The organism is Paenibacillus sp. Z6-24, from assembly GCF_054161335.1.
In genome coordinates this window covers 3,799,580-3,814,866 of the sequence record NZ_CP096398.1, presented here as the reverse complement: position 1 = coordinate 3,814,866, position 15,287 = coordinate 3,799,580, and the positions used below count along the sequence as shown (strand labels likewise).

General features: G+C 47.6%; 13 protein-coding genes and 2 tRNA genes. 9 read left to right on the top strand and 6 right to left on the bottom strand.

Annotated features, from left to right (window positions below):
* Positions 1 to 163 precede the first annotated feature (163 nt).
* Positions 164 to 1,114, top strand: coding sequence for an ArsR/SmtB family transcription factor (locus M1D61_RS16615; protein WP_458119738.1), 951 nt, complete (start codon positions 164 to 166; stop codon positions 1,112 to 1,114).
* A gap of 78 nt (positions 1,115 to 1,192) precedes the next feature.
* Here M1D61_RS16615 and M1D61_RS16610 read toward each other — a convergent pair whose 3' ends face one another.
* From M1D61_RS16610 to arfA, 5 genes are all read right to left on the bottom strand, one after another.
* Positions 1,193 to 2,542: a family 43 glycosylhydrolase gene (locus M1D61_RS16610; RefSeq protein ID WP_458119737.1), complete on the bottom strand. Its 1,350-nt coding sequence runs from the start codon at positions 2,540 to 2,542 to the stop codon at positions 1,193 to 1,195.
* Positions 2,539 to 3,381 (bottom strand): carbohydrate ABC transporter permease, encoded by an 843-nt coding sequence (locus M1D61_RS16605; protein WP_046213071.1) that lies wholly within the window; start codon positions 3,379 to 3,381, stop codon positions 2,539 to 2,541. Before M1D61_RS16605 ends, M1D61_RS16610 begins: the two co-directional genes overlap by 4 nt.
* A 28-nt stretch (positions 3,382 to 3,409) precedes the next feature.
* The gene (locus tag M1D61_RS16600) at positions 3,410 to 4,345 is read right to left on the bottom strand and encodes a carbohydrate ABC transporter permease (RefSeq protein ID WP_458119736.1); all 936 of its coding nucleotides are present in this window, start codon (positions 4,343 to 4,345) and stop codon (positions 3,410 to 3,412) included.
* Positions 4,346 to 4,524: 179 nt separating this feature from the next.
* A complete protein-coding gene (locus M1D61_RS16595) occupies positions 4,525 to 5,880 on the bottom strand; it encodes an ABC transporter substrate-binding protein (protein WP_458119735.1) in 1,356 nt (451 codons plus the stop codon).
* 103 nt (positions 5,881 to 5,983) lie between these two features.
* A complete protein-coding gene (arfA, locus tag M1D61_RS16590) occupies positions 5,984 to 7,471 on the bottom strand; it encodes an arabinosylfuranosidase ArfA (protein WP_458122538.1) in 1,488 nt (495 codons plus the stop codon).
* A gap of 653 nt (positions 7,472 to 8,124) precedes the next feature.
* On the opposite strand from arfA, the gene fur reads away from it, so the two are divergent.
* The 5 genes from fur to M1D61_RS16565 all read left to right on the top strand — a co-directional run bounded on the left by fur (position 8,125) and on the right by M1D61_RS16565 (position 13,615).
* Complete coding sequence (gene fur / locus M1D61_RS16585; RefSeq protein ID WP_458119734.1) at positions 8,125 to 8,616, top strand: ferric iron uptake transcriptional regulator; 492 nt, start codon at positions 8,125 to 8,127, stop codon at positions 8,614 to 8,616.
* Between the two features lie 566 nt (positions 8,617 to 9,182).
* A complete protein-coding gene (gene alr / locus M1D61_RS16580) occupies positions 9,183 to 10,367 on the top strand; it encodes an alanine racemase (protein ID WP_458119733.1) in 1,185 nt (394 codons plus the stop codon).
* A 226-nt stretch (positions 10,368 to 10,593) separates the two neighbouring features.
* The gene (locus tag M1D61_RS16575) at positions 10,594 to 10,875 is read left to right on the top strand and encodes a CopG family ribbon-helix-helix protein (protein ID WP_026136141.1); all 282 of its coding nucleotides are present in this window, start codon (positions 10,594 to 10,596) and stop codon (positions 10,873 to 10,875) included.
* Between the two features lie 3 nt (positions 10,876 to 10,878).
* Positions 10,879 to 11,229: a type II toxin-antitoxin system PemK/MazF family toxin gene (locus tag M1D61_RS16570; protein WP_017812889.1), complete on the top strand. Its 351-nt coding sequence runs from the start codon at positions 10,879 to 10,881 to the stop codon at positions 11,227 to 11,229.
* 160 nt (positions 11,230 to 11,389) lie between these two features.
* A complete protein-coding gene (locus M1D61_RS16565; RefSeq protein WP_458119732.1) occupies positions 11,390 to 13,615 on the top strand; it encodes a Tex family protein in 2,226 nt (741 codons plus the stop codon).
* A gap of 207 nt (positions 13,616 to 13,822) precedes the next feature.
* Here M1D61_RS16565 and M1D61_RS16560 read toward each other — a convergent pair whose 3' ends face one another.
* Positions 13,823 to 14,188, bottom strand: coding sequence for a hypothetical protein (locus M1D61_RS16560; RefSeq protein WP_046213066.1), 366 nt, complete (start codon positions 14,186 to 14,188; stop codon positions 13,823 to 13,825).
* A 218-nt stretch (positions 14,189 to 14,406) separates the two neighbouring features.
* Here M1D61_RS16560 and M1D61_RS16555 point away from each other — a divergent pair, with 218 nt between their 5' ends.
* The 3 genes from M1D61_RS16555 (at position 14,407) to M1D61_RS16545 (ending at position 15,090) form a co-directional block, all read left to right on the top strand.
* Positions 14,407 to 14,892, top strand: coding sequence for a SprT family protein (locus tag M1D61_RS16555; RefSeq protein WP_458119731.1), 486 nt, complete (start codon positions 14,407 to 14,409; stop codon positions 14,890 to 14,892).
* A gap of 24 nt (positions 14,893 to 14,916) precedes the next feature.
* A tRNA-Asn gene (locus tag M1D61_RS16550) sits at positions 14,917 to 14,992 on the top strand.
* A 6-nt stretch (positions 14,993 to 14,998) separates the two neighbouring features.
* Positions 14,999 to 15,090, top strand: a tRNA-Ser gene (locus M1D61_RS16545).
* Positions 15,091 to 15,287 lie beyond the last annotated feature (197 nt).

Below are 15,287 nucleotides of genomic sequence, written 5' to 3'. Positions count from 1 at the left end.
TCCTCCTTAATATGGTTAAATTGCCTTGAAATGCACCTTGATATTAACAGGTAATATAAAATTTGAGAATTACTAGCGATAACGTTTGTATTTTTGTTAACATAAGGATATAGTGGAAAGGTATATATGAATGTTACACACTCGCTAATGGAGGAGCCTGAATATGAATCTGGACATCTCGGATAAATCACTGCCGGTATACGAAGCCCTGGCCAGCAGTGTACGGCACAAAATCATCCAATTGCTCGCTGAACGACCGATGAATATTCGTGAGTTGGCGGAGGCAGTTGGTCTGACAAGTGCCATTGTCTCCATGCACGTCAAGAAACTCGAAAAAGCAGCGATCATCTCTACCAATATGCAGCCCGGCAAAGGCGGCGTACAGAAGGTGTGTTCACTTCAGGTTGAAGAAGCGAATATCATTTTCCCGAATAAAATTGAACATCTTCGCCAGTACCATGAAAGTGAAATCTCGATTGGTCACTATACCGACCTTCAGGTGGAACCGACATGCGGACTGGCGTCACCGGAGAAATTTATCGGTCAGGTGGATGATACGCGGTATTTCTTTGATGCCGAGCGTTTTCAGGCCAAGGTACTGTGGTTTAGTGAAGGTTTTATCGAGTACAAAATTCCTAATTTCCTGTTATCGACCGAGAATCCGCTGGAGCTGCTGGTCTCTCTGGAGATCGCTTCCGAGGCGCCGCTCACGGACAATCGATTTCCTTCGGATATCACCTTCTATCTGAATGATGTCAAACTGGGTACATGGACGAGTCCCGGAGACTTTGGAGACAAGCGGGGTAAGTACAACCCGCAGTGGTGGCCTGATATCGTCAATCAGTACGGCCTGCTGAAGCATCTGCAGGTCTCGAGAGACGGTACGTACATGGATGGCATCAAAATATCAGACATCAACCTGGATCATGTCAATGTACGTGATCGCCAGTGGACGCTGCGTATCGCCGTAGAGCCTTCTTCCGAGCATGTTGGAGGTCTGACCCTGTTCGGCCGCGGATTCGGTAACTACAACCAGGATATCGTGTTCCGTCTGTATTACGACAAGCTGGTACATTCCGGTTCACCGTCCAACGAACTGGAGAAGCAGGTCTAATTGTAAACGCTTTAGATAACAGGCTATAAAAAAAGGGGAGAACCTTGGATTCTCCCCTTTTTTATATTCATGCTATCATTATACGGTTGTCGATGCAATTTGTTTGCCCCAGATCGACCAGCCCCGCTCGGTCATTCCTGTAAATACGATCGTAGGGCAATGTCTCTCCCAATCCCATGAAGGCAGCAGTTTCACTACACTGCGCTGTGATTCACCGGATGTGCTCAGCCACTCCAGGACCAGCGTACGGGCATCCTGCAGCTGCCAGCTGCCTGGCTGTCCATGATGCTGCAGACTGCCATCCTCGCGAAGCTCCAACGGCTGCGAAGGAATCTGACCATTCTCACCCGGATTCAGCAAAATGGTCTCCCATTGTCCGGGGATTTGATTCGCTTCCAGATCCTGTTCCTGCTCTCCGGCATAACGTTCCGGTGAGACGACCGGCCAGCCGTCTGCCGTCCAGAGAATTTTGCGGATATGCAGATAGGACCAGTGCTTGTCCTGTTCTCCACGTGCATGATGGACAATGTAAAAGTCGCCGTCATCGTTCAGCACCGAATTATGCCCCGGAGCGACCCAGCCTTCACCTTCCTGAAAACGGTAACCGCCAACAATCTTGTTGCCAATCTCGTGCTGCGGGCGATAATCCGTATCGGTCAGTACATGACCGTGAATATCCGTGTACGGACCGGTAATATGGTCTGCACGGGCCACACGCACATTATAATCGCTAAACAGCGAGTCGTACGATACAAATAAATAATATTTCCGGAATTCCGGATGATAGACAATATAAGGTCCTTCAATCGCTCCATCTACCGTAGCCTTGTCCCGAATCGCCAGCAGCGTACCAAATCCCTTAACGGTAGGTTTGCCTGTCTGCTGATCCAGCGGCAGGATATGAATACCGCCAAAGAACGAACCATATACCATCCACTGCTGTCCTTCGGTATCGTTAACTACATGGGGATCAATTGCATTCGGTCCGTCACCCTCCTGGGTGCGAACCACGGAGCCGCAATCGACCCATGGACCTTCCGGAGAGTCGCTCTCCATCAGCCCAATCATCGAACGTGTACTGCCAAAGGTCGAAGCGGAATAATACATACGATATTTGTCGCCTACTTTAACTACATCCGGCGCCCATAGATTGATCGCCTGCGACCATTCTGCCGCAATCTCTGGAATGCCCGGAAGGGCGTAGCCGACCCATTCCCAGTGAATCAGATCCTGGGAACGGCGTACCATCACGCCTGGAGTCAGCTCGCCGCCCATACGGACGTCCGTGGAGTAAATGTAATACCCTTGATCCGTTTTCAGAATGCCCGGATCATGTGCGTTATTAATCGTCCATTTGGATTCATCATCCAGTATGGTTGTATCATAAAGCTTGTAGTCCGGAGGAGAGGAAGGAAACAATATACTCATCCTTTCACCCCGGAGATCGCCACAGATTCAATAATTTGACGCTGGAAGATCAGGAAGATAATCAGGATCGGCAGCAGCGATACAACGGATGCAGCCATGATCAGCGGATAATCACTCTGAATCGCATAGCTTGCGTTAAAGTTGGCGATAACCAGCTGCAGTGTCTGAATCTCCGGTGAGTTCAGATACAGGATTGGAGGCAGGTAGTCATTCCAGATTCCCATGAACCACAGGATCAGCTGTGCAGCGATTGCCGGTTTGATCAGCGGTACGATAATGCGTGCATAGATGCCAAAGTAGGAAGTACCGTCAATTTTGGCAGCTTCGATAATCGCATTTGGAATACTGTACAGATACTGGCGCAGGAAGAAAATCATAACGACGTTACCGAACAGACCAGGTACGATCAGCGGCAGCAGGGTATCTACCCATGACCAGCCGGAGAACATAATAAACTGGGAGATCATGACTGCCGGATACGGAATCATCATCGATGACAGCAGCAGCAGGAAGATCTGGTTTTTCCAAGGGAAACGCATTTTAGCAAAAGCAAAAGCAGCGAGACTGGAAGTCAACGTACCGATTACCGTTACGGTAATCGCTACGATTAGACTGTTGATAATACCACTCATTAGCGGTCCGGCTGTCCAGATCTCTGCATACTTGGTGAATTGGAAATCTTTTGGAATCCACTCCGGTGGAAGGGCGAAGACGGCCTCACGGTTTTTGAATGATGTAGAAATCATCCAGAGCAGCGGCAGAATCATAAATACCGCACCCAGACACAGAATAATGAAAATAATCGCATTGGTCATTTTTTGCTGTTTGCTGTATACCATCTCTTAACTCACTCCTTCTCTATCGTGATCAATCCATATCGAATGAGGAACGCTCATTCATCTTGAACTGAATCAGGGTAACAATGAAAATGAACAATCCCAGAATAACGGCCATCGCAGAGGCATAACCCATTTGCAGGTTTTCAAATGCTTTTTGCCAGATGTAGAACACGACCGTCGCGGAAGAGTATTCCGGTCCGCCGGTAGGTGTCATGATGTTGATTTCCGTAAAGATCTGGGAACCACCAATGATGTTGGTAACGACGAGGAAGAAGGTTACCGGTTTTACCATCGGCCAGGTAATATGGCGGAACATACTGAAACCGCTGGCGCCATCGAGTTCTGCCGCTTCGTAGTACGTACGGGAGACACTTTGCAGAGCAGCCAGATAGAGCAGCATGGAGAAGCCAAGACCTTTCCAGATGGTCATCAGAATGATAGCTGGTTTAACGGTAGCGGTGTTGGCCAGCCAGTTGGGACCTTTGATACCGAACAGTCCGAGGAACTGGTTGACGAGACCGTAGTCACCGTTATAAGCCCATTGCCACAGGATAGAGATCGCAGCGAGTGAAGAGATAACCGGAACATAGTAGATGACACGGAATGTAGTAGTGCCCGGAATCTTACGATTCAGTCCGAGTGCGAGCAGCAGGGACAGTAAAAGTCCAATCGGAATACCGATCATCAGGAAAAATGTATTATACATGGATGTGTAGAAGAAATTGTCGGTAAACAATGTCTGATAGTTGTCCAGACCGATAAAGTTCATCTGGCCAAGTCCATTCCAATCCGTGAAGGAACCATAGATGGAATAAAGTGCCGGATAAAGCGTAAACAGCAAGAAACCAATGACTGGCGGTAAAATGAACAAGAAACCAAAAATTTTCTCTTTACGATACAGATTGGATCTCTTTTTAACCATGCTCGCATTTCCTTCTTGGTAAATATCAGAAGTCGCTTTCATAAGTTCACCCCTATGTTTCTAAATAGGCATTTCAGCATTGCTACAGTACGGGAATGAAAATGATGTTAGCCTCCCGGGAAGAGCCTGAGAACACTAACATCATTTCCGTTGTTGGTGCAGTATCTTCATTACTTGTTCTATAGTGCAATTACTTGTTTTGTACTAAAGTATGGGTCATGTTATTTGCTTTGTTTGCTTTCTTTTGCCTTGTTCTCGGCAGCTACAGCCTGATCAAGCATAGCCTGCATCTTCGGCTGTTCCTGTTTTACAAAATCAGCGACTGCGATTTTACCGTCGAGTACCGGCTGCAGATCGGTGAAGAACAGTGCATACCATTCTGCATTGTACGTGAATTGTCCTGGCAGCGGTCTGCCGTATTCATTAACGATTTGCAGATATTCTTCTTTATTGGCAGGAGGAGCGGAAGTATCAGCTGCCCATTCTTGGGCCATATCCTGCAGGTTAGGAATCTGTACGCCTGCATCCACCAGGGATTTTTGTCCACTTGGTGAAGCGGAGAGATAAGTTACCAGTTTGGCTGCCAGTTCAGGGTTAGCCGTTTTGTTGGATACGCCAATACCCAGGCTGCCTATCCATGATGAAGCTTTGCCAGTCGAACCGGCAGGGAATGGAATCACATCATAATCGAATTTCAGTTCACGTTTGAATGTGCTCAGATCCCATGGAGCGACAGGGAAGAAGGCCAATTCGCCTCTCATCCAGCGTTGGTAGGTATCCAGGGTCTGTGCCTGTTCAATCGCAGGAGTGATTTTGTATTTGTTCTGCATATCTACAAAGAACTGCAGTGCTTCGATGAATTTAGGATCGTCGATTGTTACTTTGGTGTGTGTTTTATCCAGCCAGTCAGCACCGTTGCTCCATACGAACGGCTGCAGTGTCCACTCGGCGTTCAGACCTGTACCGAATTGATCCAGTTTGCCGTCACCGTCTGTATCTTTGGTGAGCTGCTGGTTGATTTTAATGAACTCATCCCAAGTGTAAGGCTTGTCTTTGTCCGGCAGCGCAATGCCTGCTTTTTCGAACATGGTTTTGTTGTATCCGAGTGCGAATGGACCCAGATCTTTTGGCAGACCGTACAGGGCGCCTTGGCCTACGTCAGTGCCATCATAACGGTACATATCTACGCCTTGCGGCCACATGTTTTTCAGATCCACATCAGGTTTATTCTCGATATACTTGGTGATATCGAGCAGGATGTTATTGTTGGCATACGCTTTCAGATCGGCAGGGTTGTAGAAAAATACATCCGGTACGCTGTTACCTGTGATCGCTGCCTGCAATTTGGCGGCATATTGATCCGGATTAGTTTGGATAGGTTTTACTTTGACTCCTGGATTATCCTGTTCAAACTGCTTGACGACAGCCGCGTAGGCTTTCAATTCATCCGGACCGCCGCGGAACATAAATGTCAGTTGGTTCGGATCAGAAGCGCCTTTACCGCCGCAACCAGCGAGGACAAGAGATAACATCATTACAGAAGCTAATACGATTAACCAGCTTTTTTTACCAAACATGAAATGACCCCCTCATAAAATTCAAACCTGTAAATCACGAAGCTTTTGACCATCTGTCAGAGCATGGATGATAACGTATTCATAAAAGGAAAGGATGAGCAGTTCAGGCTTTGCGAAGTCGAATCACATTCCATGATGTCTTGGCCAGACGTGCAGTCAGGATGCCGTCGTTCAGCTGAGATTGTCCGCCATTGTGTGGAGCAACTTTTTCTTCATCTGCGGTGTTCACGGCTTTGAGGTCATCATTTTCCAGAACGATATGTTCCACGATACGATATCCTTCAAAAGAACGTACATCACAGTTCAGATCCAGCGACTCGGTCAGATGACGGTTAAGTGCAAAGATCGTCAGGTGATCGTTTTCTTCGTCATGAACCACTGCGCTGTCCAGATAAGGAACATCTGTATAGTCTTTTGCATCATACACCGGAGAGTCAACAACCGGCTTCAGGGAAATGCCGCGTCCATATGTGGAAGCATGCATGTAAGGGTAGAAGATTGTCTGCTTCCATACCCGTCCGCCATCTTCCGTCATGATCGGTGCGATAACGTTGACCAGCTGGGCGAGACAGGCCATTTTCACGCGGTCTGCACGACGCAGGAATGTCAGCAGCATACTGCCGACCAGCAGTGCATCTTCAAAGTTGTACACATCTTCCAGTTGTGGAGGAGCGATACTCCATGGATCCATTTTACTGTCCGCTTCATTGGAGTGATACCATACATTCCATTCATCAAAGCTCAGGTACATCGTTTTTTTGCTGCGCTTTTTGGCTTTGACAAAGTCACAGGTGGAGATAATGGTATGAATGAAATGATCCATGTCCATCGATCTTGCCAGATAGTTGGCCGGATCATTATCCTGGTTGCCATAATATTGATGAAGGGAAATGTAATCAACAGCTTCATACGTATGTTCGAGAGTCGTCGCTTCCCACTGCGGGAAAGTAGGCATTGCCGTGTTGGAACTGCCGCAAGCTACGAGCTCGATGGAGGAATCCACCTGACGCATCGCTTTAGCTGTCTCCAGCGCCAGCTTGCCGTATTCTTCAGCGGTCTTGTGACCGATCTGCCATGGACCGTCCATCTCGTTGCCCAGACACCAGGTTTTGATACCATACGGGTCTGCGTAGCCATGCTGTTTGCGAAGATCACTATAGTAGGAACCCCCGGGGTGATTGCAATATTCGATCAGGTTACGGGCAGCATCGATACCGCGTGTCCCCAGATTAACCGCCATCATGACATCGGAGCCGGCCTGCTTGGCCCACTGCATGAATTCGTTGGTACCTACTTCATTGGGTTCAACGGTCCGCCAAGCCAGTTCCAGGCGCTTCGGACGGGATTCTACCGGTCCAACGCCGTCTTCCCAGTTGTAACCGGATACAAAATTGCCTCCGGGATAACGGATGATGGGAACTTGCAACTCCTGAATTAATTGTTTTACATCATTACGGAAACCGTTTTCATCAGCGGACGGATGAGAGGGATCATAGATACCGCCATATACCGCTCTGCCCAGATGTTCAATAAAAGAGCCGTAAATTCTTTTATCTACTTCCGCAATCCGGAATGCCTTATCAACGATCATTTTGGCTTTCAGATTAGATTGTGACAACGTGCTTCATCCTTTCCTGACATGCTTATGCCTTCAATTTAATAGCGCTTTTTTTGGGCTTTTATTGAATAAATTTACAAACCGAATGTAGCATGGATTCCTTAATCAGTCAATATTAATATTAATAATTAATGTTTTTATTAACATTAATAAATTAGAAAACAACTTCCTTATTATTATATATACTTTTAAAAATTAAAAGCCTGCAAGGGTTTTAATAAATAATATGTAACCGTATTCAATACTTTTCCTATATACAGGCCTACGAAAGAATATAGAACAAAGGTTGGCTATATTATCATTTACCTTTGTCGATTTTTACAAAAAATTCAGCAGTATGAATGGTGGGTTGCATCTCCAGTCGTTTGCGAAACAGCGTTTTTTTGCTGCTTCTATTTACAATATGCCATCATTTTAGGTATTATGGAATTATAATTATTCTAAGTATAAATACGATGTGATATAATAAATGTATCGTGAAAATAGTAAAGGCAGTGTGCGTGAAGATATAGATGAAGCGGCAGATCCATACTATGCTTGGAACGAATAATCAAATGAATGGCCTGATAATCAATTGAATGCGTTAATGAAAAATGCAAAATAAACCGGAAGGTGTGAATGACATTATGATGCTGACGGAACAGGTGGACAGAATCAAAGAGCGTCTGAAGTCTAAAGGCTACAAGCTGACGCCTCAGCGTGAGACGACAATCCGGGTACTGTTGGAACATGAAAAGGATCATCTGAGTGCAGAGGAAGTATTTTTGCTGGTAAAGGAAAGATTCCCGGAGATCGGTATGGCGACCGTCTACCGGGTGCTTGATCTGCTGAACGAACTGCAGATTGTGCAAAAAGTCAATTTTGGGGATGGAGCAGCTCGGTTTGACCTGCGGGCAGCGAACAGCCCCCATTTACACCATCATCTCATCTGTACACAGTGCGGTAATGTAGAAGAGATTATGGAAGACTGGCTCGTTTCACTGGAAAAACGGGTAGAACGTGAGTTTGGATTTACCGTTACAGACCATCGCCTGGATTTTCAGGGAGTCTGTTCTTCCTGCCAGATGAAGGAGCGGGAGAAGAAGAAAGGCGGCAAGAAGTGCCAGGCTGTGTCCTGACCCATACTCCCGGATAGAATTACACCGGAAAGATCGCTCAACGATCTTTCCGGTTTTTGTTTTGATTTTTCATCAGTATGGGTATCAGCATATGAAGCGGGCTTACCGATATATAATGGATATGCCGTAAAGATAGAACAGGGAATTACAGGCAAGTACAGCAACAGCTTGCAGATTCTTTCTGTATAGGAGTGAGGCATGTTCACAAATTTTCAATTCTGCCAAAATCGCGCTTCTATTTTTAAATAAGCGGGTAAGTATTAAAACATAGATGGACCCGTAAGTGTAGCAGCAAAAGCGCGATGAGGTTCATTTTTGTATAGTTCGTAAAAGATGTTCTGCAGGTATTCACTGCCGGACATGATGTATGCATGGCCTCATTAAAAGGGATTTCCAATCACCGGAATCTTCATTAATGAGTGTATCTTTTTTATCTTACTAAATAATGTATGAGTATGGAATCATCCGCCCTTTTTTCACTCAGGTACAATTGACAGCTATCCGGCTTCCGCATTAACATAGGTGTATTGCCCGTGCGGGCAAAAACGGATAGAAGGTGACTGTAATTGCAACAGCAATATCGACCAACAAGAGCTGAAATTAACCTAGATGCGCTGCGTGCCAATTATGAGGCTTTCCGTCAGACTTTGCCGGATACGACGAAGCTGTTATTATGTGTAAAAGCGAATGCTTATGGACATGGGGCAGTGGAGGTATCCCGGGAACTGGAAAGACTTGGCGCGGATTACCTGAGTGTTGCGTTTTTGGATGAAGCGATTGAGCTGCGTCAGCATGGTGTGCGTCTGCCGATACTTGTACTGGGTTACACCGGTCCCGAGGCGGTAGCAGCCGCTTATGAATACGACGTTACTTTAAATGTATTTACGGAAGAAGTGCTCGAGGCTATTGCTCGGCTCACGGTTGATTCTTCCGGACGCAAACTCAAAGCTCATATCAAAATTGATAGCGGAATGGGGAGACTGGGCCTTTTCCCGGAAGAAGCGCCTGATTTTATCGTCAAGGCATTTCAGGTGCCCGTTCTGGAGATAGAGGGAATGTTTACTCATTTTGCCAAGGCGGATGAGCAGGACAAAAGTTATACACTGATGCAATACGAGAGGTTCCAACAAGTGGACCGGGAACTGCGGAGACTGGGTTATACTATCCCTATTATACATACGGGGAACAGTGCCGCTGCTATTGATACTCCCGAGCTGTCGCCACAGATGATTCGGGTTGGTATTGCACTGTATGGGCTGTATCCTTCGACTGAAGTGAACAAGCAGGTGATAGACCTGACACCGATTATGACCGTCAAGACCGCTGTATCCTATCTGAAGACCCTTCCTGCCGGTTCCGGAGTGAGCTATGGTACCCGTTATTTTACAGGTGCAGATGAACAAATAGCCACTCTTCCGATCGGCTATGCAGATGGTTATTCGCGTATGCTCAGCGGCAAGGCACAGGTGCTGATCCGCGGTCACCGTGTCCCCGTGATTGGAACAATCTGTATGGATCAGTGTATGGTATCACTCAAATCTTTTGCGGAGAGCGCAGAAGAAATCCAAATCGGCGAAGAGGTTGTCCTAATCGGTCGTCAGCAGGATCAAATGATTACTGCTGATGACCTTGCTTCCGAGCTGGGAACCATCAATTACGAGATCATTTGCATGCTTGCAGCCAGAGTGCCGCGCGTCTATTACCAAAATGGTAATATCCTGAGCCGCTGGAATCCTTTGCTTAATAGGTAAAATATTTCTATTGGGATTGAAGGAAACCGGATTTTTGAGGCGAATCTTACATATTGTGATGAAAAGTCTGTACTCGCGCCCATAATGTGGTTTATAATGATGGCAGCAAAGTTGCCTCACGCACTGTGCGTGTGGCGCAGACCAGAAACTTGGATTCGCGTATGTAAAAATGCCGTTAAATCAGCTAAGGGGTATGGCTGGAAAAGGTTTTGGGGGTGCTGGACAGTTGGACAACATGCAAAATGTGCAAGGGATTATGGTCCATTTACCGGATCAGCTTTTGCAGGAGATGGATGGGATCGCAGCTTTGGAGAATTCCGACCGCAACGAGTTAATCAGAAAGGCTATGAAAGGGTATCTCACGGAGCGTAAGAAGCGGCATGTCCGCGAGGCAATGCAGCGTGGATACATGGAAATGGCCAAGATCAATCTGAGAATCGCGTGCGAAGCTTTTTATGCGGAGGAAGAGGCGGATATCACTCTGGACCGCTTAGTTAGCGGGGTGTAGACATTGATCGTAAAGCGCGGCGATGTATTTTTTGCAGATTTATCGCCCGTCGTCGGTTCCGAACAGGGTGGCGTAAGACCAGTTTTGGTAATCCAGAACGACATTGGTAATCGCTTCAGTCCGACGGTCATTGTGGCGGCAATTACGGCACAGATCCAGAAGGCCAAATTGCCGACGCACGTGGAAATTGATGCCAAGTCCCACGGGTTTGACAGGGATTCCGTCATTTTATTAGAGCAGATTCGTACCATTGATAAGCAGCGTTTAACTGACAAAATCACACATCTGGATGAGGAGACCATGCGTCGTGTGCATGACTCGCTCCAGATCAGCCTGGGCCTGGTAGATTTCTAGGCCTGCGGTAAGCAAGCGGACCCGGTGAATGCACCGGGTTTTTTGCGTCTTTACAGCCCTTCACTTCGTGATACCGGGTGGAAATCAGGCTTATTGTCTGAGATAATATATGTATGATGACAGGGTTCTTCCTGCGGGAAGAGCGGAAAGAGGGATAAGATTGTCTGAACAAAAACCGATTACCGAAGAACAGGCGAAAGCCAGTGAGCAGCAGGTCCGCGAACGGATCATCAAGCAAATTGCCGGAGAGCTGCAAATCTCACTAAAACAAATTCGTACAACGATTGATTTGCTGGCAGAAGGCAATACCATTCCATTTATCGCCCGGTACCGTAAGGAAATGACCGGTGAATTGGATGAGAACCAGCTGCGTGATATTGAAGAACGTCACCAATACCTGCGCAATCTGCAGGATCGCAAGGATGAAGTGCTCCGCATCATCAGCGAGCAGGATAAGCTGACCAGTGAACTGGCCGCTTCGATCCAGAATGCCTCCAAGCTGCAGGAAGTGGAAGATTTGTATCGTCCATACCGCCAAAAGCGCAAAACACGTGCAAGTGTAGCCAAGGAAAAAGGACTGGAGCCACTCGCTCAGTGGATCATGAGCCAGCCCAAGCAGCCTGAAGCGCTGGTAGAGGCAGCACGTTATATCGACGCGGAGAAAGGCGTAGAGGACGCTTCTCACGCGCTGCAGGGAGCGATGGATATTCTTGCCGAGAACATCTCGGATGATGCGGCGCTGCGTACCTGGATCAGACGGTATACGCTCGATCACGGTATGCTCGTGACCGAAGCCAAAAAAGCGGACGAAGAATCTGTCTATGAGATGTATTACAGCTACCGTGAGCTGGCGAAAAAGATGCCTCCGCACCGCATTCTGGCGATTAACCGGGGAGAACGGGAAAATATCCTCAAGGTGCAGCTGGAAGTGGCTCCTGAGCCAGTGTACCGTTATATAGACAAGCAGATCATCAAGGGACCTTCTGCCGTACGCGATATTTTGAACCATGTGATTGAAGATGCCTACAAGCGTCTGATCGCACCTTCCATTGAGCGTGAAGTGCGTACGGAATTGACTGAAAAAGGGGATAACCAGGCAATTTCCATCTTTGCGGGTAATCTGCGTAATCTGCTGCTGCAGGCACCGATCAAGGAGACACGCGTACTCGGTGTAGACCCTGCCTACCGGACAGGCTGTAAGCTGGCTGCCGTAGACGAGACAGGCAAGCTGCTGGAAGTGGCAGTTACCTATCCGACACCACCGGTGAACAAGAAAAGGGAGGCTGCGGAGACAATCCGCCGTATGATCGATGAGCACCATATCGAATTGATCGTTATTGGTAACGGTACAGCGTCCCGTGAGACCGAACAGTTCATTGCCGAACTGATCCAGGAGATTGAGGATCGCAAGCTGGCTTATCTGATCGTGAGTGAAGCGGGAGCAAGTGTATACTCTGCTTCCAAGCTCGCCCAGGAAGAATTCCCGGATCTGGATGTAGCGCAGCGCAGTGCAGCTTCCATCGCACGCCGTGTACAGGACCCGTTGGCCGAACTGGTCAAGATTGACCCAAAAGCCATCGGAGTAGGCCAGTACCAGCATGATGTATCCCAGAAGCATCTGGAAAGCAGCCTCAAAGGCGTTGTCGAATCGGCAGTTAACCATGTCGGTGTCGATGTGAATACAGCGTCGCCTTCCCTGCTGTCCTATGTAGCGGGCGTGAATGCCACGATTGCCAAAAATATCGTGAAGTACCGGGAAGAGAACGGCCGATTCTCCAGCCGCAAGCAGCTGCAAAAAGTACCCCGTCTCGGTGCGAAGACATTACAGCAGTGTGTGGGCTTTCTGCGGATCAAGGGTGGAGACAATCCACTGGATTACACCGGTATTCACCCGGAATCCTATGATGCCACCAACAAGCTGCTCCAATCCCTGAACATCAAGCCGGAACAGCTGGGCAGCCCGGAAGCTGTCGAAGCACTGGCTGCTGTAAATGTGGAAGAAGCAGCACAATCGCTGGAGATCGGTGTACCGACACTGCGCGATATTCTGGACAGTCTTCAGCGTCCGGGCCGTGACCCGCGTGATGAGCTGCCGCTGCCGATTTTCCGTACGGACGTGCTCAAGATCGAAGATCTGACACCAGGTATGGAGCTGCAGGGAACGGTTCGTAACGTGATCGACTTTGGTGCCTTTGTCGATATTGGTATCAAAAATGATGGATTGGTACACATTTCCCAGCTGAGCGAGCAGTTTGTTAAGCATCCGATGGATGTCGTCTCGGTTGGTGACAATGTAACCGTCTGGGTTATGAACGTCGATGTCAAAAAAGGCAGAGTCGGTCTGACCATGCGTCCATCGTCTGCCAATCAAGCGACAGCCCAGTAAGCAGAGGACATTTATCTGCATCTATCCGGATCGCTGATATCAGATTGCCCTGTAAAGGATATATAAAAACCATCTTCGGATCTACAAGGTGGATGATCACTAAAAAGGCAGTATGCATCTTATCGCATACTGCCTTTTTTGGTGTTGTGTTATCCCGAGATTGAATAGATTCAGTCCTTCTAAGCCGCCTATTGGCGGATAAGACGATTAGAGCCGGGCTTCCTCATATTCCTCATACCACTGCTCCAGCTGAGCCTGCAAAGCGCGAATCTCGGTCAGCAGGGAGATGAGCGGATATTGTTCTTCCTGGAGGGCTGCAAAAGACTGCTCCAGCTCGTTAATGTAATGCAGGCCGTTTAACAGGACTGCCTCCGGATTCAGCAATTCCAGGTTGTCGCATTCAGCGATAGCGCGTGGAAGGGAAGGGATATGATCAGCAGTGAGCTTGCTGATTTCCTTATGTAGTCGCAGATTCAGTGCGCTGAGCTGGTAGGCATACTCAGCAGGCATTTCCACATAGTGCAGCTGATCCTCATGCTGCAGAATTACATAGCGCATAACAGTTGTTGTCATCGGTATTCTCCCTTAAGTAACATATCCGCAGGCTGTTCAGATGAGTCATCCGGTTTGCGGTATGTAAAATTGGTAAAAAATTAGAGTAAGTACTTGAAGTGTATCGCATAACAAAGTTAAAATTCAAGAGAAGGCTGTGGCAATGATCCATCCGCCATCATCCGGAAGCATAACAGCAATCAGGAAGAACCACAACATAAAGGAGTATGCCGGGATTCATGACGAACGACGAACTACAAGTCTGGGTGGAACAGTTGTCATTGCAGCATTTTGAACGTCCGTTTCTGCACCGTGCCGTCTTCAATGCGAGACTGCAGACGACCGGAGGACGCTATTTTTTGAAAAGTCATCATATCGAGATTAATCCGCATCAGCTCCAGGCATTCGGCAGGGAAGAAGTAGAGAAAATTATCAAGCATGAGCTGTGCCATTATCATCTGCATATCCAGGGACTTGGCTACCAGCATCGCGATCCCGAGTTCAAGTACTGGCTGAAGCGGGTAGGAGGCGGACGTTACTGTCAGATCCCACCGGAAATGATGGGCATTAAACGAAAGGAACTTTACCGCTATCGGCTGGTTTGCCGGGAATGTGCAACCCATTATTTGCGCAAAAGACGCATGAACCCCGATAAATACCGCTGCGGCAAATGCAGTGGAAAATTGAAACTCGAAGTGCTTGACTTACCTCGGGAATCATGGTAAATTAATTTTTGTATTCAATATTGTTCCCTGATAGCTCAGTTGGTAGAGCACTCGACTGTTAATCGAGTTGTCACAGGTTCGAGTCCTGTTCGGGGAGCCATTTCTTGGAGAGATACCCAAGTGGCTATAAGGGGACCCTCTGCTAAGGGGTTAGACTGCGTAAGCGGTGCGAGGGTTCGAATCCCTCTCTCTCCGCCATATGATTTTTAGTGTGGTATACATAATAGCTATTAAGAGAGTCAGCCTATGCTGGCTCTTTTTTTATGTTCTGTGCCGCTATGTTCTTGGATAAGCCGATATAAGAATAACCTTCTATTTCGAGAGCAGCTGCAAGCACAGCTTGTTCTCAAACAGAAGGTTATCGGTCTTATATAATGAGTTCCATTGTGTGATTC